This window comes from Rhodovulum sp. YNF3179, assembly GCF_050586465.1.
Classification (GTDB): Bacteria; Pseudomonadota; Alphaproteobacteria; order Rhodobacterales; family Rhodobacteraceae; genus CAJXYS01.
In genome coordinates this window covers 87,045-105,525 of record NZ_JBOCEG010000007.1, presented here as the reverse complement: position 1 = coordinate 105,525, position 18,481 = coordinate 87,045, and the positions used below count along the sequence as shown (strand labels likewise).

General features: G+C 69.8%; 18 protein-coding genes. 13 read left to right on the top strand and 5 right to left on the bottom strand.

All coding sequences use genetic code 11. The features are described 5' to 3' along the window. Positions 1–46 precede the first annotated feature (46 nt). Complete coding sequence (locus tag ACQ5SP_RS13535; RefSeq protein ID WP_430938922.1) at positions 47–676, bottom strand: glutathione S-transferase family protein; 630 nt, start codon at positions 674–676, stop codon at positions 47–49. A gap of 246 nt (positions 677–922) precedes the next feature. Here ACQ5SP_RS13535 and ACQ5SP_RS13530 point away from each other — a divergent pair, with 246 nt between their 5' ends. The 7 genes from ACQ5SP_RS13530 (at position 923) to ACQ5SP_RS13500 (ending at position 11,093) form a co-directional block, all read left to right on the top strand. Then, positions 923–2,050: an ABC transporter permease gene (locus ACQ5SP_RS13530; protein ID WP_430938921.1), complete on the top strand. Its 1,128-nt coding sequence runs from the start codon at positions 923–925 to the stop codon at positions 2,048–2,050. Further along, positions 2,047–2,853: an ABC transporter ATP-binding protein gene (locus tag ACQ5SP_RS13525; protein WP_430938920.1), complete on the top strand. Its 807-nt coding sequence runs from the start codon at positions 2,047–2,049 to the stop codon at positions 2,851–2,853. The genes ACQ5SP_RS13530 and ACQ5SP_RS13525 overlap by 4 nt, the downstream gene beginning before the upstream one ends. A gap of 2 nt (positions 2,854–2,855) precedes the next feature. Continuing rightward, positions 2,856–4,595, top strand: a complete 1,740-nt coding sequence (locus ACQ5SP_RS13520; protein ID WP_430938919.1) for an MlaD family protein — start codon at positions 2,856–2,858, stop codon at positions 4,593–4,595. 9 nt (positions 4,596–4,604) lie between these two features. Next, entirely contained in the window at positions 4,605–5,222 is a 618-nt protein-coding gene (locus tag ACQ5SP_RS13515) for an ABC-type transport auxiliary lipoprotein family protein (RefSeq protein ID WP_430938918.1), read from the top strand. 57 nt (positions 5,223–5,279) lie between these two features. After that, entirely contained in the window at positions 5,280–6,716 is a 1,437-nt protein-coding gene (locus ACQ5SP_RS13510) for an alpha/beta fold hydrolase (protein ID WP_430938917.1), read from the top strand. Positions 6,717–6,810: 94 nt separating this feature from the next. Continuing rightward, positions 6,811–7,971 carry an efflux RND transporter periplasmic adaptor subunit gene (locus ACQ5SP_RS13505; RefSeq protein WP_430938916.1) on the top strand — a complete coding sequence of 387 codons (1,161 nt, stop codon included), beginning with the start codon at positions 6,811–6,813 and terminating at the stop codon, positions 7,969–7,971. A 2-nt stretch (positions 7,972–7,973) separates the two neighbouring features. Continuing rightward, positions 7,974–11,093 carry an efflux RND transporter permease subunit gene (locus tag ACQ5SP_RS13500; protein WP_430938915.1) on the top strand — a complete coding sequence of 1,040 codons (3,120 nt, stop codon included), beginning with the start codon at positions 7,974–7,976 and terminating at the stop codon, positions 11,091–11,093. Positions 11,094–11,111: 18 nt separating this feature from the next. On the opposite strand, the gene ACQ5SP_RS13495 is transcribed toward ACQ5SP_RS13500, so the two are convergent. Continuing rightward, a complete protein-coding gene (locus tag ACQ5SP_RS13495; protein WP_430938914.1) occupies positions 11,112–11,804 on the bottom strand; it encodes a winged helix-turn-helix transcriptional regulator in 693 nt (230 codons plus the stop codon). A 153-nt stretch (positions 11,805–11,957) separates the two neighbouring features. On the opposite strand from ACQ5SP_RS13495, the gene ACQ5SP_RS13490 reads away from it, so the two are divergent. Then, complete coding sequence (locus ACQ5SP_RS13490) at positions 11,958–12,284, top strand: DUF1330 domain-containing protein (RefSeq protein ID WP_430938913.1); 327 nt, start codon at positions 11,958–11,960, stop codon at positions 12,282–12,284. 22 nt (positions 12,285–12,306) lie between these two features. Here ACQ5SP_RS13490 and ACQ5SP_RS13485 read toward each other — a convergent pair whose 3' ends face one another. Both ACQ5SP_RS13485 and ACQ5SP_RS13480 read right to left on the bottom strand, forming a co-directional pair. Then, positions 12,307–12,543 (bottom strand): hypothetical protein, encoded by a 237-nt coding sequence (locus ACQ5SP_RS13485; RefSeq protein WP_430938912.1) that lies wholly within the window; start codon positions 12,541–12,543, stop codon positions 12,307–12,309. A gap of 83 nt (positions 12,544–12,626) precedes the next feature. Then, positions 12,627–13,697 (bottom strand): PLP-dependent cysteine synthase family protein, encoded by a 1,071-nt coding sequence (locus ACQ5SP_RS13480; protein ID WP_430938911.1) that lies wholly within the window; start codon positions 13,695–13,697, stop codon positions 12,627–12,629. Between the two features lie 478 nt (positions 13,698–14,175). On the opposite strand from ACQ5SP_RS13480, the gene ACQ5SP_RS13475 reads away from it, so the two are divergent. Both ACQ5SP_RS13475 and ACQ5SP_RS13470 read left to right on the top strand, forming a co-directional pair. After that, a complete protein-coding gene (locus tag ACQ5SP_RS13475; RefSeq protein ID WP_430938910.1) occupies positions 14,176–14,934 on the top strand; it encodes a cobalamin-dependent protein in 759 nt (252 codons plus the stop codon). A 121-nt stretch (positions 14,935–15,055) separates the two neighbouring features. Next, positions 15,056–15,274, top strand: coding sequence for a hypothetical protein (locus ACQ5SP_RS13470; protein WP_430938909.1), 219 nt, complete (start codon positions 15,056–15,058; stop codon positions 15,272–15,274). A gap of 18 nt (positions 15,275–15,292) precedes the next feature. On the opposite strand, the gene ACQ5SP_RS13465 is transcribed toward ACQ5SP_RS13470, so the two are convergent. Next, the gene (locus ACQ5SP_RS13465; protein WP_430938908.1) at positions 15,293–16,339 is read right to left on the bottom strand and encodes a LacI family DNA-binding transcriptional regulator; all 1,047 of its coding nucleotides are present in this window, start codon (positions 16,337–16,339) and stop codon (positions 15,293–15,295) included. 149 nt (positions 16,340–16,488) lie between these two features. On the opposite strand from ACQ5SP_RS13465, the gene ACQ5SP_RS13460 reads away from it, so the two are divergent. The 3 genes from ACQ5SP_RS13460 to ACQ5SP_RS13450 all read left to right on the top strand — a co-directional run bounded on the left by ACQ5SP_RS13460 (position 16,489) and on the right by ACQ5SP_RS13450 (position 18,467). Next, the gene (locus ACQ5SP_RS13460) at positions 16,489–16,674 is read left to right on the top strand and encodes a hypothetical protein (protein WP_430938907.1); all 186 of its coding nucleotides are present in this window, start codon (positions 16,489–16,491) and stop codon (positions 16,672–16,674) included. Between the two features lie 20 nt (positions 16,675–16,694). After that, positions 16,695–17,840, top strand: coding sequence for a TRAP transporter substrate-binding protein (locus ACQ5SP_RS13455; RefSeq protein ID WP_430938906.1), 1,146 nt, complete (start codon positions 16,695–16,697; stop codon positions 17,838–17,840). A gap of 111 nt (positions 17,841–17,951) precedes the next feature. After that, the gene (locus tag ACQ5SP_RS13450) at positions 17,952–18,467 is read left to right on the top strand and encodes a TRAP transporter small permease (protein ID WP_430938905.1); all 516 of its coding nucleotides are present in this window, start codon (positions 17,952–17,954) and stop codon (positions 18,465–18,467) included. Positions 18,468–18,481 lie beyond the last annotated feature (14 nt).

Here is an 18,481-nt window from a genome sequence, read left to right as displayed (position 1 = left end):
GCGCGCGGCACGGGCCGCCGGGCGGCCGTCCCCGGCAGCCCGGGCGCTAGCCTGCGGGGATCGTGCCCACCTCCTTCGGCACGTGGTAGCCCCGCCGGACCGCCGGGCGCGCCGCGATGCGCCGGTACCAGTCGCGCAGGTTGGGGTAATCGCGAAGATCCGCGCGATGCCATTCATGGCGGCTGATCCATGGCCATATCGCCATGTCGGCGATCGAATAGTCGTCGCAGACATAGGCGCGTCCGGCGAGCCGCTGATCCAGCACCGTGTAGAGCCGGCCGACCTCTTTCGCTAGCCGGCCTTCGGCATAAGGGTCGACGCCCGGATTGAAATGCATGTAGTGGTGCGCCTGGCCCGCGATCGGGCCGAGCCCGCCCATCTGCCACATCAGCCACTCGATCACCTCGAAGCGCGCGAGCGTGGCCTCGGGCAGGAAACGGCCGTGTTTCTCGGCGAGATAGAGCAGGATCGCGCCCGATTCCATCAGGCTCATCCCCGTCTCGCGGTCGACGATGGCGGGTATCTTCCCGTTGGGTGAGATCTTCAGGAAATCGGGCGCCTTCTGCGCGCCCTGGCCGATATCGACCGGGTGGACGGTATAGTCCGCGCCCAGTTCCTCGAGCAGAATGGACACCTTGCGTCCGTTCGGCGTGGTCCATGTGTAGAGATCGATCAAGATATTCCCCTTGCAGCACAGGTTTCCCGGGTCCGGTCGCCCGCGTAGCAGGCTCATGCCACGGCCGCCTTTGCGCAAGCTTTTTCGCGCCTCTGCGGATGATCCTGGCCCCGTCGGCCCCCTTGCCGTCGCGGGAGGCATTATCGCGGTGGCGTTGTGGCCGAACCTTGCCCTACACTCGCCGCGAGAGACCGGTCGGGCTGGCCTATGCCGCCGGCGCGCCTCGCAGACGGGACAGGGCGGCACTTGGCAGACGAAGACATCAGGATCGAGCGCCGGGATACCCCGGCGGAGACGTCGCTGACACTCGGCGAGGAGCTGACCGTCCACCAGGTGACGCGGGTCCGCGCCCGCTTCGCGTCCCTGGCGGCGGATGGACCGCTGGTCGTCGATCTTGGCGCGTTGCGTCGCCTCGACACCGCCGGCGCCTGGGCGCTGTCGGAACTGCGCCGGCGAATCGAGGCGGCCGGCGGCAGCGTCCGGCTCGAGAACGCGGCACCGGACGTGGAGATGCTGCTCGATGCCGTCGCCGCGGCCACGCCGCAGCCCGAACCCAAGCCGGCGGCTCGCCGCGGACTGGCCGTGCGGCTGGAGACCATCGGGCGGGCGGTGACGCGCGGTGCGCTCTTCGGGGTCGGTCTGACGGGATATCTCGGCCTCTTCCTCGTGCGGCTCGGCCAGGTGCTGCGCCATCCGGGCCGGTTCCGCCTGACGGCCCTGGTCGCCCATTGCGAGGATGTCGGCTTTCGCGCGGTGCCGATCGTGGCGGTGATGGCGTTCCTGATTGGCGTCGTGCTGGCCTTCCAGGGTGCGGCGCAGCTGCGCCAGTTCGGGGCCGAGGTCTTCGTCGTGGACCTGATCGCGATCTCGATCCTGCGCGAGCTCGGCATCCTGCTGACCGCGATCATCGTGGCCGGGCGCACGGCGTCCAGCTTCACCGCGGCGATCGGATCCATGAAGATGCGCGAGGAGATCGACGCGATGCGCACGCTGGGGCTCGACCCGGCCGCGGTGCTCTTCGTGCCGCGCATCCTGGCGCTGATCCTGATGCTGCCGATCCTGGGGCTGATCGCGAATCTCGCGGGGCTTTTCGGCGGGGCGCTGATGTCCTGGATCGAGCTTGGCATCTCGCCGTCGATGTTCCGCACGCGGCTGATCGAGGGCACGGACGTCTCGCATGTCTTCGTCGGCCTCGTGAAGGCCCCGGTCTTCGCAGTGATCATCGGCGTCGTGGGATGTCACGCGGGGATGCGGGTCCAGAGCAACGCCGAGTCGCTCGGGCGGATGACCTCGAGCGCCGTGGTGACGGCGATCTTCGCGGTGATCCTGGCCGACGCGCTGTTTTCCGTGTTTTTCGCCGAGGTCGGGCTGTGAGCCGGCCGGACGGGCCCGAGGCGGTGATCCGCGTGCGCGGCCTGCGCACCCAGTTCGGCGATCACGTCGTGCATGAGGGGCTCGATCTCGATGTCCGGCGGGGCGAGGTGCTCGGGATCGTCGGCGGTTCGGGCACGGGCAAGTCGGTGCTGCTGCGCTCGATCGTCGGGTTGCAGCGACCGGCCGCCGGGTCGATCGAGGTCTTCGGGGTCGATGTGCTGTCCGGGGATGCCGCGGCGCGCGCCCGGCTCGACGAGCGCTGGGGCGTGCTGTTCCAGGACGGCGCGCTCTTCTCGTCGCTCACGGTGCGCGAGAATGTCGAGGTGCCGCTCCGGGCGGTGGACGGGCTCGCGCCCGAGATCCGCCGACAGCTCGCGGAGCTGAAGATCGCGCTGGTGGGGCTGCCCTATACCGCCGGCGACAAGTACCCGTCGGAACTGTCGGGTGGCATGCGCAAACGCGCGGGCCTCGCGCGGGCGCTGGCGCTCGATCCGGATATCGTCTTTCTGGATGAGCCGACCGCCGGGCTCGACCCGATCGGCGCGGCGGACTTCGACCAGCTCATCTTGAAATTGCGCCAGGCGCTGGGGCTGACGGTCTTCCTCGTCACCCATGATCTGGATACGCTGCACGCGATCTGCGACCGCATCGCCGTGCTGGCCGAGCGAAAGGTCCTGGTCACCGGCGGCTTGCGTGACATGCTGGCCGTCGACCATCCTTGGGTGCAGGACTATTTCCATGGGCCCCGTGCCCGCGCCGCCTTCGAAGCCCCCGGGGCGGACGCGGCAACCGAGAAAGGCTGACGATGGAAACCCGCGCGAACTACATTCTCGTCGGCGCTTTCGCGGTTGCGGGGTTCCTCGGCCTGCTGGGGTTCTTCCTGTGGTTCGCACGCGTCGAGCTGGACCGGCAGTTCGCCTATTACGACATCGATTTCGAAAGCGTGTCCGGCCTGAGCGAAGCCTCGGACGTCCGCTATGCCGGCTTCCCCGTGGGGCAGGTGGTGGGGATCCGGCTGTCGCCGGAAAACGACGGCCGCGTGCGGGTCCGCATCGAGGTGGAGGCCGGGACCCCGGTGCGCACCGACAGCACCGCCACCATCGAGGCGCAGGGCGTCACCGGCGTTTCCTTCGTCGGGATCAGCCCCGGCTCGCCCGAGGCGCCCCTGCTGGCCGAGACCTCGGATGCGGACGTGCCCGAGATCGAGGCGGGCCGGTCGGTGTTGCAGACGCTCTCCCAGGACGCGCCCGAGATCCTCGCCGAGACGCTGGGCGTCGTGCGCGAGTTGCGCGAATTGCTGGGCGGTGAGAACCGCCGGCGGGTCGATACGATCCTCCAGAACGTCGAGGGCGCCTCGGCAGAGTTCGCCACCGCGCTCGAGGATTTCTCGACGGTCACCGGCTCCGTCTCCGGCTTCGCGGGCCAGATCGAGCGGTTCAACTCCACGCTCGATGCGCTGACGGGCGATATCTCGGGGGCGCTGGCCGAGGCCGAGACGACGATCCGATCCTTCGGCACGCTGTCGGAAGAGGCGCGGGGGGTGCTGGCGCAGGGGTCGGGAACCCTGACCGACGCCGGGGACACCATCGCGACCCTCGATCGCTATATCACCGAGGATCTCGGCCCCGCGACGGAGGCGCTCGGGCGGTCGGTCACCGATATCGAAACGCGCGTCGCGCGCTTCGGCGAAAGGGCCGAGACGCTGATCGACACCTATGCCGAGACCGGCAGGGCGGCGACGGCGCGCCTGACCGAGGCACGGCAGACGCTTTCGGCGACCGATGCGCTGATCGCCCGCATCGAGCAGACGCTGGGCACGGTCGACGCGGCCGCGCTGCGCTTCGACGGGCTGCTGGCCGAGGACGCGACCCCGCTGATCCGCGAATTGCGGGTGGCCACGACCGAGGCGACCGCGGTCATCCGGTCGCTCGGCGACACGGCCGGGAGCGATCTGCCGGCGCTGATGGACGAGGTGCGCGGGGCCGCGGCCCGCGCCGCCGAGGTCGTCGACCGGGTCGGCGCCGATCTCTCGGAGGCCTCGGGCCGGCTGGACGGGCTGACCGGGTCCGCGGACGAAACGCTGGCCGCCGCGCGCGGAACCTTTGAACGGGCCAACGACACCCTCGCGGCCATCAACGGGGCGCTGGAGACGGGCGACCGCGCGCTGGGCGCGGCCGAACGCGCCTTCACCGGGGCGGATCGGGTCATCAACGAGGACATGGCCGGTATCGTCGCCGGGCTCGAGACCACGCTGACGGAACTCGAGACCGCCGTCGGCGGCGTTGCCGACGAGATACCGGCCGTCGCCGAGGAGCTGCGCGCGGCCAGCCGCTCGGCGCGGGCGGCTTTCGCCGAGGTCGAACAGGTCGCCCAGTCGAGCGGGCCGCAGGTGCGCAGCTTCGCCGACGAGGCGCTGCCGCAATACACGCGGCTCTCCGTCGAGATCCGCGCGCTGGTCGACAATCTCGACGCGCTCGTCGAACAGATCCGCCGAAACCCGAGCCGATTCTTCCTCGACCCGCGCGCCCCCGAATTCAGACGATGAGGCATGTTCATGCTGGGTAAGTTTCCCTTTCTCGCAATTCTGCTGGCGCTGGCCCTGCCGGGCTGTACCGCGATTTCCGCCTTGCAGGACGCGTCCGAGCCGCTGGCGATCTACGAGCTTGCCACCCCCGCGGCACGCCCCGCCGCGGGGCCGCGGCGCGGCGCGGAGCTTGTCGTCGCCGAACCGATGGCCAGCGGGGCGCTGGCCACCGACCGGATCATGATCCGGCCGCAGCCGCTGCAGGTGGAATACCTGCCCGGTGCACGCTGGGCGGATCCGGCGCCGGAAATGCTGCAGACGATGATCCTGCGGCACCTGTCGGAAACCGGCGCGTTCGGTTCGGTCGCGCGCCGCCCGGTCGGCACGACGGGCGATTACGCGGTTCTGACAGAACTCACGGATTTCCAGGCCGAGACCGGCGCGGACATGGCCGGCGCGACGGTGCGCCTGCGCCTGGTCGCCCGCCTTGTCGACGACCGGGATGCGCGGGTGATCGCGGCCCGAACCTTCTCGGTCACGCGCGACGCGGCCTCGACCGAGGTCGGCGCGGTCGTCGCCGCCTTCGACGCGGCCGGTGCCGTGCTGCTGGGCGATCTGGCGCGCTGGCTGCTGGCAGAGATCGGCTGACGCCGTGCGCCGGCGGTCCCGCGATCCCCGGCCCGCGGCGATGCCGGAAGGCCCCCGATGAGGGGGATGGTCGCACTGGTGCTTATCGTGGTCTCGCTCTGGGTGCTGGAACGGGCCCGGTCCGGCGTGGAGATATCCGCCACCCGGGTCGGTGAGACCCCGGTGACCGTTCTCGCCCGCCCCGGGGCCGACGGGCCGGCGGTCGTGATCGCCCATGGCTTCGCGGGCTCGTCGCCGATGATGCAGGGCTACGCGCTGCCGCTGGCCCGCGCGGGCTACCGGGTGCACAGCTTCGACTTTCTCGGCCACGGGCGGCACCCGGTGCCGATGTCGGGCGACCTGGCCGCGATCGACGGGACCACGCGGCTGCTGGCCGCGCAGGCGGAAAAGGTGATCGACGCCGTCGGCGCGGATAATGTGCCCGTGGCGCTAATCGGGCATTCGATGGCCACGGATATCCTGGTGCGGGTCGCCGCCGGGCGCGCGGATATCGGGCCCGTGGTGCTGATCTCGGCCTTTTCGCGCGAGATCGACGCAACCACCCCGCGAACGCTGCTCCTGGTCACCGGCCAGTGGGAGCCGGGCCTGCGCGATTTCGCGCGGGAGGCGGTGCAAATGGTCGATCCCGCCGCCGAGCCGGGCCTGACGGCCACCGCCGGGCCGGTGACCCGCCGCGCCGTCGTCGCCCCCTGGACCGAACACGTCTCCGTGCTGCAGAGCAGGGCCGGCCGACGCGCGGCGCTCGACTGGCTGGACCAGGCCTACGGGCGCAGCTCTGACGCGGTCATCCTGCCGACCGGCCACGCGATCATCGGGCTCGTCGCGGGGCTGGTGCTGCTTTTCGGCGGGCTGGCGCGGCGGCTGCCGGTCGTGCCCGTCGCCGCGGTCGATCTGGGCTGGCGGCGGCTGCTGGCCGTCACCGCGTTGCCGGCGCTGGCCGCGCCGCCGCTGGCCCTGGCGCTGCCGGTCGCGGCCCTGCCGGTGCTGGTGGCCGACTACCTGGCGCTGCATCTCGGGATCTACGCGGCGGTGCAGATCGTCCTCCTGCGGGTCTGGGGGGTGCGCTGGGGCGGCGTGTCGCTACCGGCGATCCTGCTGCTCGGGGGGGCGAGCCTTCTGATCGGCGTCGCGCTGGATCGCTATGCCGCGAATTTCTGGCCGACGGCGGAGCGCGCCGCGATCATTCTCGTCCTCGCCCTGGGCGCCGTGCCCTTTTTCCTGGCCGATGCGCGGCTCGGGCACGCGGCGGGGCGCGGGCGCCGTCTGTTGCTGCACGGCGCGTTCCTTGCATCGCTTGGGTTCGGGGTGGCGCTGGATTTCGAAGGGCTGTTCTTCCTGCTCATGATCGCGCCCGTGATCGTCCTGTTCTACCTCGTCTTCGGCACGATGGGCCACGCGGCGAGCCGGCGGTCCGGCCCGCTGGCGCCCGGCCTCGTGCTGGGGCTGGTGCTGGCCTGGGCGCTGGGGGTTTCGTTCCCGCTGTTCTCCGGCTGACGCGTTCTGCCGGTCGGCGGTGCATGTCGCGTTTTCGTGATATTGAGTGACAGCGATGCCCGGTGCATTACCTTTCCGGGTCAAAGGAACGAGAATGGCTGTAATCCGGCAAATCCTTCTGGGCGGCGCCTTGCTGGCGGCCGTGATCTATGTCTGGGCGGCCTATGTCCCGGCCGCCGGCCCGGTGCTGGAGCGCCTCGGCCTGACCGACTTGCTGGGCATCGAGGTCGCGACCGCCGAGGATGGCGAGGGCCGCGGCTGGGGCGGCGGCGGTCCCGCGCAGGTCGTCGTGGCCGCGGTGACGGCCGGCGCGGTCGACGACCGCATCGAGGCGATCGGCGACGGGCACGCGCTGCGCTCGGTCACCCTGCGCCCGGAGGTGTCGGGCCAGATCCGCGCGATGCCGCTCGAGGGCGGCAGCTATGTCGAGGAAGGCGACGTCGTGCTCCGTTTCGACGCGGAGGCCGAGCGGATCGCGCTCGAGCGCGCCCGGCTGATGCTGGACGAGGCGCGGGAGGAGGCCGCGCGGCTGGAACGTCTCGGCGACACCGGGGCCGTCACGCAGGTGCGCCTGCGCGAGGCCCGGCTGGCGCTGCGCACCGCGGAGCTGGAGCGTGACCAGGCGGAATACGATCTCGACCAGCGCACCGTGCGCGCGCCGATCTCGGGCTGGGTGGGCGTGCTGGACGTGGCGGTGGGTGACCGGCTCTCGAGCCAGGACGCGATCGGGACGATCACCGACCGGTCGGCGATCCTGATCGATTTCCGCGTGCCGGAACGCGTCGTGGGGCAGGTCGCGCTCGGCAGCGAGATCACGGCGCGACCGCTGGGCATCCCGGACCTGCGCCTCACCGGCCAGATCAGCGCCATCGACAACGTCGTCGACAGCGCCAGCCGCACCCTGCGCCTGCAGGGACGCGTGGCCAATGCCGAGGACCGGCTGCGCGCCGGCATGGCCTTCAAGGTCGAGATGCGGTTTCCCGGCGAGACGCTGCCGGTGGTCGATCCCTTGTCGGTGCAATGGTCGAGCGACGGCTCCTATGTCTGGGTCGTGCGCGAGGGCAAGGCGGCGCGGGTGCCGATCACCATCCGCCAGCGCAACGCCGACAGCGTGGTGGTCGAGGCCGATCTCGCGACGGGTGAGCTTGTCGTCACCGAGGGCGTGCAGAACCTGCGCCCGGGGGCGGAGGTCAGCGTGGTCTCCGACCGGACCGCGGCCGGGGCGGCCCGCCCCGGCGGCCGGGCGAGGCTCTAGCCGTGCAGGTCGACGGCCAGGCCAGCGCGATCGCGGGATCCGGCACGGCGCTGTTCGTCCGGCGCCCGATCCTGGCGCTCGTGCTGAGCGCGCTGCTGATCCTGTCCGGCATCGCCGCGCTCTTCGGCGTCGAAATCCGCGAGTTGCCGAACGTCGACAGCCCGGTGGTCACCATCCGCACCGATTTTCCCGGCGCCTCGCCGGAAAGCGTCGACCAGGACGTGACCGGCCGGATCGAGGGCGCGGTGGGACGCGTGCCGGGCATTCGCAGCATCTCGTCCACCTCGCGGTTCGGGCGCAGCCGGGTCACGCTGGAATTCGAGGAAGACGTCGATATCGACGTGGCCGCGACCGACGCGCGGGACGCGGTCGGACGCATCGCCGGGCAGCTGCCGGACGACGCCGAGACGCCGCGGGTCGTCAAGGCCGACGACAACGCGCAGCCCGTGGTCCGCGTCGCCGTCACCGCCCAGGGCCGTTCGCCGCAGGACCTGACCCGGATCGTGCAGGATCGCGTCGAGGACCGGCTGATCTCGGTCGAGGGGGTGGCGGACCTGCAGATCTACGGCGATCGCGAACCGATCTTCCGCGTCGATATCGACATGGCGCAGCTCGCGGCGCGGGGGCTCACGCTGGGTGATCTGCGCCGGGCGCTGGCCGACGTGGCCTATGACGCGCCGGCGGGCGATCTCTCGGGCGGGCGGCAGTCGATCAACGTGCGCACCACCGCGACGGTGGTTTCGGCGCAGGCCTTCGAGGCGCTGACCATCGCGCCGGACGTGCGGGTGGGGGACGTCGCCCGGGTCACACTCGGCCCGGCACCGGACGAGACGGTGCTGCGCGCCAACGGCCAGACGGGCATCGGGCTTGGTATCATCCGGCAGGCGACCTCGAACACGCTCGAGATCTCGGCGGCCGTGCGCGCGGTAGTGGACGAGCTGTCGCAGACGCTGCCCGAGGACGTGTCGATCTTCGTCACCTCCGACGACGCGATCTTCATCAACGGCGCGATCCAGGAGGTGCTGAAGACCCTGGCGCTGGCGGTGGGCATCGTCGTGCTGGTGATCTTCGTCTTCCTGCGCGATGCGCGCGCCACCATGATCCCCGCGCTCACCATGCCTGTGGCGCTGGTGGGCACGCTGGCGGCGATCTACATCGTTGGCTTCTCGGTCAATATCCTGACGCTGCTGGCGCTGGTTCTGGCCACGGGCATGGTCGTCGACGACGCGATCGTGGTGCTCGAAAACATCGTGCGCCGCCGCGGCGACGGGATGGGTTCGCGCGCCGCCGCGGTGCTGGGCACGCGGCAGGTCTTCTTCGCCGTGGTCACCACGACGGCCACGCTGGCCGCCGTCTTCGTGCCGCTGTCCTTCCTGCCGGGGCAGGCGGGCGGGCTCTTCCGCGAGTTCGGCTTCACGCTGGCCATGGCGGTGGCGCTGTCGTCGCTGGTCGCGCTGACGCTTTGCCCGGTGCTGGCAAGCCGGCTTCTGACGGCCGATCCGGCCGCCGATCCCCGCGGGCCGATGGTCTGGCTGGGCAACCGGCTGGCGGGGCTTTATGCCGCCACCTTGCGTTGGGCGCTGGCGGTGCCCTTCGTCGTGGTGCTGGCGGCGGCTTTGTTCGCCACGACGGCGGCGATGATGTTCGGCTCCATCCGCCAGGAGCTGACCCCGCGCGAGGACCGCGCCGTGGCGCTGTTGGTGGTGCGCGCGCCGCAGGGCGTGTCGCTCGACTACACCACGGCCAAGATGCGCGAGATCGAGGCGCTGGCCGAGCCCCTGAAAGAGGCGGGCGAGGTCACCAACGTCTTTTCCATCACCGGCTTCGGGGCCGACAATCGCGGCTTCATGGTGTTCTCGCTCGCCCCTTGGGGCGACCGGGCGCGCAGCCAGAACGAGATCGTGGGCCAGATCAACGCGGGGCTGCGCGACATTGTCGGGGTGCGGGCCTTCGCGATCCAGCCGAACTCGCTGGGAATCCGCGGGGCCGGCCGGGGGCTCAGCTTCGCGATCACCGGCAGCAGCTACGGACAGCTTGCGGAGGTGGCCGACGCGCTGATCGCGCGGATGCAGGACAACCCGGCCTTCGGATCCGTGCGCCTCGATTACGAGACCACGCAGCCCCAGCTTTTCATCGAGGTGGACCGCACGCGGGCCTCCGATCTGGGGGTCGAGATCGCCGGGCTCGGCGAGGCGCTGCGGGCCGTGCTTGACGGGCGCACGGTGGGGTCCGTCTTCATCGACGATCTGAGCTACGACATCCAGATGCTGTCGACCTCGGATCCGGTGAACGATCCCGGCGATCTCAGCAATATCTTCGTCGAGGCCGGGGACGGCACAATGGTGCCGATGTCGAGCTTCGTGCGCCTGCAGGAACGCGCCGTCGCGCCCGAGCTTGGCCGCGAGGGCCAGAACCGGTCGGTCGAGGTGACGGCCTCGCTGACGCCGGATTTCGCGCTCGGCGACGCGATGGCCGAGGTGCGGCGTCTTGGCGATGAGGTGCTGGCCGAGGAGAACCGCATCGTGCCGCTGGCCGAGGCCGCGACGCTCGACCAGACAAGCTCGGGGCTGGTGGTGATCTTCGGCTTCGCCATCGCGGTGGTGCTGCTGGTCCTGGCCGCCCAGTTCGAGAGCTTCGTCTCGGCGGTGGTGGTCATGGCGACAGTGCCGCTGGGGCTGGCCTGCGCGGTCTTCGCGATGGTGTTCACGGGTCTGTCGCTCAACGTCTACAGCCAGATCGGGCTGGTGATGCTGATCGGGATCATGGCCAAGAACGGCATCCTGATCGTCGAGTTCGCCAACCAGCTGCGGGACCGGGGCGCCGCCGTGCGCGAGGCGATCCTCGAGGCGTCCACCGTGCGGCTGCGGCCGGTGATGATGACCATGGTCTCGACGGTCCTCGGGGGCGTGCCGCTGATCCTGTCGGCCGGCGCCGGCGCCGAGGCGCGCGAGGCGCTCGGCTGGGTGATCGTCGGCGGGCTCGGGCTGGCGACGCTGTCCACGCTTTACCTGACGCCGGTGGCCTATCTGCTTCTGGCGGGGCTCTCGAAACCGCGTATCGAGGAAGAACGCCGCCTGACCCGCGAGCTGGACAGCGCGCTCCAGGGGCCGGCGCGGGCGTAAGACCGGCCGCGGCCGCCGTCAGGGCACCAGTTTTTCCTGGACGGCGAAGGGGCTGAGGCCAAGCCAGCTCTGCATCGAGCGGGCCACGTCCCGCGCGCCGTCGAGCTTCAGCCGCGCGTCCTCGCGCGCCACCGTGGTCAGCCCCATCCAGATCGCCGTCATGGTTCGCAGGTCCGTCGTGACGTAGAGATCGATGTCGAAGCCCGGATCCGACCAGCAGAGATCGACCGAGGCGTCCGGCTCGATCACCAGCCACCAGCGCCGCTTCGAGGCGGGCAGGTCCGTGTAGAGGAACTCGACGACCACCCGCCGCGCGGGCAGGGGGCGCGGATCGAGGTTGCGGCGCATGTCCCACATCAGCAGCGACGGGTCGAGATTCTTCAGCGAAAGCGAGCTTTCGACCCATTTCTGACCCCAGAACCCCATCGCCTCGATGATGGGGCGCAGGTCTTGCCCGGCTTGCGTGAGGTGATAGGCAAAGACGCCCTTTTCACTGGGCAGCGGGCGCTTTTCCACGATGCCCGCCTGCTCGAGCTCCTTCAGGCGCTGCGAGAGAAGCGATGGCGACATGCGCGGTACGCCGCGCCTGAGATCGTTGAACCGGGTCGAGCCGGCGATCAGCTCGCGCAGGAGAACCATCGTCCAGCGCGAACAGAGAACCTCGGCGGCCATCGCCACCGGGCAGAACTGCTTGTAGCCGGGTTGCGTCATCCTCTCTCCCTTTTCCCCCAGTCTAGGGGATGGCACGCGGACCGGCCAGTTCAGTAACTGTATCACCCGGTACAGATCGGTGACTGGCGGTTGCGCACGCCTTTGGCCGATGCTCGTCCGGTCAAACGCGTCCAGCGCAGAAGGAGGAGAGAGATGAGCGTTTACCTGATCGCCGATATCGAGGTCACCGATGACGGGTGGGTTCCCGAATACGCCGCCAATGTCCACGACCTGGTCGAAAAGCATGGCGGGCGCTACCTCGCCCGGTCCGGGAATATCGAGACGCTGGAAGGCGAAACGCCGCCGAGCACCCTCGTCGCGCTTCTCGAGTTTCCCTCGCGCGACGCGGTGATGGCCTTTGCCTCCGACCCGGCCTACGCGCCCTATGGCGAGGCGCGGCAGGCGGGCAGCGTCAGCCGGTTCCGCCTGATCGACGACACCGACATCGCCGGCACGATCCCGTATCTGCCGACCGGCTGAGGGCCGGGACGGGCGGCGGCGTTCAGAAAAACGGGCCGTTCGGCATCAGCGCCAGGACGAGGCCCAAGACGACGAGGCCGCCGCCGAGCCCAACGATGACCGGCAGCCCGAAATAGAGACAGAGCACCGCGCCCGCCGCCGCGCCGATCGCGAAGGCCGCGACCAGCCGCCCGGCATCGGCGGCCAGATCGCCGAACAGCCGCGCGCCAAGGCTTCGGCTGCGCCCGGTCGCCGGGCCGGACTCGGTATCGTGATCCATGACACTCTCCTGGCCGGCGGGGTCCGCGGGCTGCTGGCCGGACCGTAGCAACCGCCGCCGCGCCCGGGCAAGGGCGGCGCGCCCTAGGGCATCTGCGCCGTCGGCGTGGACCGGGATATCGCCCGTTCCTCGTCGCTCATCTCCGCGGGAATGTCCTCGAAGAGCGGCGTGGAGAGATAGCGCTCGCCCGTGTCGGGCAGCATCACCAGCATCGCGGCGCCCTCGGGGGCGCTCTCGGCGAGTTTCATCGCAACCGCGAAGGTCGATCCGCCGGAGATCCCGGTGAAGATCCCTTCCTCGGCGGCGAGGCGGCGTGACCAGGCGATCCCGTCGGCGCCCGCGATGGGGATGAGGTCGTCGTAGTAGCGCTTGTCGAGCGCCTCCTGCAGCACGAAGGGAATGAAATCCGGCGTCCAGCCCTGGATCGGGTGCGGCTCGAAGGCGGGGTGGCTTTCCGTCGGCTGATGGGCGTCGTTGCGCGTGTTGACATAGCCCGAGGCCACGAGGGCCGCGTTGGCCGGTTCCGTCAGCACGATGCGTGTCTCCGGGCGGGCTTCGCGCAGCACCCGGCCGACGCCCGAGACCGTGCCCCCGGTGCCGTAGCCGGTGATCCAGTAATCCAGCCGCGCGCCGTCGAAATCGGCCAGGATCTCGCGGGCCGTCGTCGCGGCATGGATGGCGGCGTTGTCCGGCGTCTCGAACTGGCTGGCGAGGAACCAGCCGTTCTGTTCGGCCAGTTCCTTGGCCTTGGTATACATGCCGAAGCCCTTGAGTTCCTTGGGGGTCAGCACGACCTGCGCGCCGAGAAACCGCATCAGCCGCCGACGCTCCACCGAGAAGCTCTCGGCCATTGTCACCACCAGCGGATAGCCCTTGGCCGCGCAGACCATGGCAAGCCCGATGCCGGTATTGCCGGAGGTGGCCTCCACCACGGTCTGGCCGGGCGCGAGCCGGCCGTCCCGCTCGGCGGCCTCGATGATGCTGAGCGCCAGGCGATCCTTGACCGAGCCGGCCGGGTTGAAGGCCTCGACCTTTACGTAGACATTGAGATGTTCGGGGGCGATGCGGTTGATGCGGATGACGGGTGTGTCGCCGACGGTGTCCAGCACGCTGTCATAGCGGCGGCCGCGGCCCTCTGTCCTGCGCGTGGTCATGATATCCCTCTTCTCACCTTTTGTGATCCCCGGAGGGTAGCTGAATCCGCGCCGGGCGTCTTTGATTCTCCCGACTCCGCGCCGTGCCGCGCCCGCCGCCTGGCGGCCGCGCTGTTGCGCGATGGCGACGCCCCGGGCCAAGGCGGAGCGTGCATATGCCGGTCCCGGATCGACCGGCCGGGTCCTGGGCCGCCTGGCCGGCGGCAGGCCGCTCTGCCCGGCCGGGCGATGAATTCGCAAGGCCGGACAGGGCCTTGCCGGCCCGCCTGCGCCTGCGGGTCCCGGGGCCTGCGCCGGGGCAGGCCGGCCCGTGCCGGCCTGCGCCCGCGATGCTGGCAGCGCTGCAACATCCCCTGTGGCCGGGCCGTTTGATCGAAATCAAGGGGGGATTGGCGTTTCGACGCTTAACTGGGAGCGTGGGGGAGAGTGCATAATGCCCGTTCAGTTTCAGTATTCGAAAACGGTTGCCCAGGCTTCCTTGGAAACTGCCGACAAGCCCGACCGCGCGCCGGAGGCGGGTTCGGTCGAGGATCTCGCCCGGGCCGCGCTGTCGCGTCTCGCCCAGGCCCGCAGGGCGGCGGAGACCGCGCCGCCGGCCGTCTCCGAGGCCGATCTGCAGCGTTTCGCGGTGCATCTGGTCGACAACGACATCGAGGCGGCGACAGCCTGCGTGGAGGCGCTGCGCCGGCAAGGCGCGGGCTACCAGCAGATCGCCGACGGTCTCTTTGCCGAGACCGCGCGCTGGCTTGGCGCCTGCTGGGACCGGGACGTGCTTTCCTGGCTCGATGTATCGCTCGGGATCTCGGCCCTGCTCAGGGTCAACAGCGCGCTGCGCGACTCCTGTACCCGGCAATGCCGAGGCTGCAAGTGCGACGCGCTCTTCGCCACCCTCCCGAACCAGTCGCACACCCTCGGCATCATCCTGGCGGCCGAGGCGTTCCGGCAGCAGCATCTGGACGTCGAGCTGATGCTCGGGGCGTCGGCCGGGGATATCGTCGACGCGGCCGACCGGCGCGGCGTCGATTTCGTCGGCCTGACGGTCGGCAGCAACGACCGGCTGAAGGATATCGTGCCGCTGGCGATGCGGCTGAAGGCGCTGCCGAGGGCGCCGGGGATCCTGGTCGGCGGCAGCGCGGCCAAGAGCGTGGCGCTTGCCGGGCCGGGCGTGCCCGTCGACTGGACCGTCGGCAGCCTCGACGAGGCGACGGCCATCGCGCGGGACGCGCTCTGCCGCTGAGCGCGGCCCTTTCGTTTTTCGATCCCATGCGTCGTTTTGGGCGGGTCACGCCGGGCGGTGCGGTCGCATGGTGGCGCTCTGCGGGCCGGGCAGGCCGGCCGTAAGCCTGGAGAGCGCGAGCATGACCGTTTCCTCCGAGATCCGCCCCGTAACCGCGGGGGTCGAGTTTTCCATCGCGATTTCGCTCGACGCGCCGCAAGACGCGGCGCTGCGCGCGCGGATCGCCCGCCATCTGCGCGGCGTCGCCGAGCGGATCGAGGCCGGCGAAGACCTGGGCGAGATCCGAGACCGGCACGGCGCCGAGATCGGCTGGTTCGACCTCTTGCCCGAGGATATCTGAGCGCCCGCGGCGCCCGGGTCAGGCGATGGTCCGCGGATCGGGCGGGGGCGGGCCCAGCGAGGCGCGAAAGCGGATATCGGTCGCAAGCTCGACCGGCGCCGGGGGCGTGCCGGTGTCCAGCGCCTCGAGCAGCGCGAGCGCGGCGCGGCGCCCCATTTCGCGATGGGGCACGTGCACGGTGGTCAGTTCCGGGTCGATGACGGTGGCGATCTCGATATCGTCGAACCCGGTGATCGAGACATCCTGCGGCACGCGCAGCCGCATCTGCCTGGCCGCGCGGATGGCGCCGACGGCGAGCACGTCGTTGCCGCACATCACCGCCGTCGGCCGCGGCGTCCGCGCCATCAGCTCGCGGAAGGCCGCGCTGCCGGCGTCGATGGCGTAGGTCGTCTCCACCACGTGGAGGCTGTCGGCCGCGCAGCCCGCGGCCCGGAGCGCCGCGCGAATGCCCTCGACCCGCTTGCGCGCGCGGTCGTTGGAACCCGTTCCGGCCGAGATCACGCCGACCTGCCGATGCCCCAGCGCCAGCACTTCGCGGGTCAGCGCGGCCATCGCGGCGCTGTTGTCGAAGCCGACCGCCGGTTGCGGCCGGCCCGGCTCGAAGGCCCAGGCGATGATCGCGTGGATGCCGCGGCGGGCGCATTCGAGCGCGATCGACTCGCTGCGCTGGTAGCCGATCAGCAAAAGCCCGTCGACGCCGCGCGCGATCAGGTTGCGGACCTGGTCCTCCTCGAGGTCCTGGCGATACTGCGAGCTGGCCACCAGCAGGGTGAGCCCGCGCTCGTTCAGCGTTTCCTGGAACGCCTGCAGGCCGCGCGCGAAAATCGCGTTCTCCATCGTCGGGATCACGGCGCCGATGGTGTTGGTGCGCCGCGCCACCAGCGCGCGCGCCCCGAAATTGGGCGTGTAGCCCAGACGGGCGATGGCGGCCATGACCTGCTGGCGGGTGGCTTTCTGCACGCGGTCGGGCGCGTTGAGGCAGCGAGAGACCGTGGCCGTCGACACGCCCGCGGCGCGCGCCACGTCGGCGATGGTCGGAACGGATTTGTCCTTCTGATCGGTCATTGGCCTTCGGTCATGCCTGCGGCGAAAGCATAGGATACTCCGGGTCGGTCGCCTAGCGACCCGCGTCAATTTGGCATGTAAGCGCTTGCATGGGAATATGTAAGCGCTTACACTCGGCAAGAATCGAGGCCGTATCCAGGGAGGGGATCATGAGTCTGCTGATCGCGGCGATCTTGTTCGCCATCTTCTTCGGAAACGTGGTGATGGGGGCCTTTCTCGGAACCCCGTTCCTGACCGATCTGGGCGAAATGCTGATGCTTCTGGCCGCCTCGGTCGCCTTCGTCGTCGCGATCCTGAAGAAAGAGCGCGCGGCATTGGCCAAGAAATCGACGTAATCCACGACAGGGAGGAGATCATGGATTCAAGGGATAACGAGCTGAAGTCGGCCGAACGCCGTAACTTCTTGAAACTGGTAGGCTCGGGAGGCTTCACCGCGGCGATGGTCGCCGGGGCCGGCGGGATGCTCTGGTCGGACGAGGCCGCCGCGCAGACCGCCCAGGAGGAACGCGAGCGCGAGGCCGCGGCCGATCACGTCATGACGATCGCCACCGCCTACGTGCTCGGTGCGACGCGCAGCTACCCGATCATGCAGCTGGACCTGAAGGAAAACATCCAGAACATGACGAACGGCAAGGTGTATGTCCGGCTCGCCCCGGGCGGGCAGCTCGGTGCCGGCGGCGCGCTCGTGCAGGCGGTTCAGGGCGGCACGATCCAGTGTGCGCAGCACAGCCTGTCGAACTTCGCGCCCTTCGCGTCGGTCGTCGACCTGATCAACCTTCCGTATTTCTGCGGCTCCAACCAGCGCTTCACCAACCTGACCTCGTCCGAGGCCTGGAAGTCCGAAGTCGATCCGAAGATCGCGGCGGCGGGCTTCAAGGCGCTGTTCTACATCGTCATCGACCCGCGCGTTGTCGCGGTGCGCCAGGGCGGCGACGCGATCATCACCCCGGCCGACATGGCGGGCGTGAAGTTCCGCGTGCCGGGCTCGGCGATGCTGCAGCAGTACTACCGCCTGGTCGGCGCGAACCCGACCCCGGTGGCCTGGGGCGAGACCCCGTCGGCGATCCGCCAGGGCGTGGCCGACGCGCTCGACCCGTCGGTCGGCGCGCTGCATGTCTTCGGCTTCGGCGAGATCCTCAGCCACGTGACCTTCACCCAGGCGGTGCCGGACAGCCAGGTCTACTCGATCAACATCGAGTGGTTCGACAGCCTGCCCATGGACGTCAAGGAAGGCATCGAGTTCGCCGGCGAGGTGACCCAGGGGCAGAACCTGTCCAAGGTGCCCTCGGCACGGTCCTACGCGATGTCGCAGCTCATGGAGAACGGCGTCGAGTTCCATTCGCTGTCCGACGATCAGCTGGCCGAATGGAAAGAGGCCGGCGGCTACCAGCGCTCCGACTGGGACAAGTTCAAGGTCGATCTCGCGGGCGACATGGACACCTTCGCGCAGCTGGAAGAAGCCGCGGGCACGATGGGCCGCTACTACGTCCACGACGCCTAAGACGGAACGGGCCGGCATCGCGCCCGCGGTGCCGGCCCGCGACAGCCTCAGGAACAGCATGCATGTCATGCAGCGGGGGTGGCCATCGGCGCGTCCGGGCAGGAGGGCTTCATGTCACGAATATACCAGGCCATAGACAGGAACGGGGAGCGCTGGCTGCTGCTCGTCTTCTACGTGATGCTCGTGGGCACGATGTTCGTCGAGGTCGTGCGGCGCGAGCTGTTCTCCTACTCGTCGATCTGGGGCGAGGAGATGGTGCGCTACTCCTTCATCTACCTGGCCTGGATCGGCGCGGCCGCCGCGGTCAGGGAACGCGGCCATATCCGCATCGACGTCATCATGAATTACGTGGGCCGGCGGATCAAAGCGCTGCTCTACATGTTCGGCGACATCGTGATGCTGATCGTCGCCTTGATCGCCCTTTACTGGTCGTGGGAGTCGGTCCACGTGTCGTGGAAGTTCCAGTCCGTGACCCACGGGCTTCGGATCGGCCAGTACTTCTTCCTTTTCGCCGTGCCCTTCGGCTTCGGCCTGGTGATCTTCCGTCTGGTGCAGTCCTTCCTGCGTGACCTCTCTGACCTTCGTGGCGGGCGTAACGTCTACGAAGGCGACAAGCTTTTCGATTGAGGAGGACTGGGCCA

Bases quoted from the DNA above. Each gene is read 5' to 3' on its own strand.
- ACQ5SP_RS13520 (WP_430938919.1), top strand. From the start codon at position 2,856: ATGGAAACCCGCGCGAACTACATTCTCGTCGGCGCTTTCGCGGTTGCG.
- ACQ5SP_RS13515 (WP_430938918.1), top strand. From the start codon at position 4,605: ATGCTGGGTAAGTTTCCCTTTCTCGCAATTCTGCTGGCGCTGGCCCTG.
- ACQ5SP_RS13510 (WP_430938917.1), top strand. From the start codon at position 5,280: ATGAGGGGGATGGTCGCACTGGTGCTTATCGTGGTCTCGCTCTGGGTG.
- ACQ5SP_RS13505 (WP_430938916.1), top strand. From the start codon at position 6,811: ATGGCTGTAATCCGGCAAATCCTTCTGGGCGGCGCCTTGCTGGCGGCC.
- ACQ5SP_RS13495 (WP_430938914.1), bottom strand. From the start codon at position 11,804: ATGACGCAACCCGGCTACAAGCAGTTCTGCCCGGTGGCGATGGCCGCC.
- ACQ5SP_RS13490 (WP_430938913.1), top strand. From the start codon at position 11,958: ATGAGCGTTTACCTGATCGCCGATATCGAGGTCACCGATGACGGGTGG.
- ACQ5SP_RS13485 (WP_430938912.1), bottom strand. From the start codon at position 12,543: ATGGATCACGATACCGAGTCCGGCCCGGCGACCGGGCGCAGCCGAAGC.
- ACQ5SP_RS13480 (WP_430938911.1), bottom strand. From the start codon at position 13,697: ATGACCACGCGCAGGACAGAGGGCCGCGGCCGCCGCTATGACAGCGTG.
- ACQ5SP_RS13470 (WP_430938909.1), top strand. From the start codon at position 15,056: ATGACCGTTTCCTCCGAGATCCGCCCCGTAACCGCGGGGGTCGAGTTT.
- ACQ5SP_RS13465 (WP_430938908.1), bottom strand. From the start codon at position 16,339: ATGACCGATCAGAAGGACAAATCCGTTCCGACCATCGCCGACGTGGCG.
- ACQ5SP_RS13460 (WP_430938907.1), top strand. From the start codon at position 16,489: ATGAGTCTGCTGATCGCGGCGATCTTGTTCGCCATCTTCTTCGGAAAC.
- ACQ5SP_RS13455 (WP_430938906.1), top strand. From the start codon at position 16,695: ATGGATTCAAGGGATAACGAGCTGAAGTCGGCCGAACGCCGTAACTTC.
- ACQ5SP_RS13450 (WP_430938905.1), top strand. From the start codon at position 17,952: ATGTCACGAATATACCAGGCCATAGACAGGAACGGGGAGCGCTGGCTG.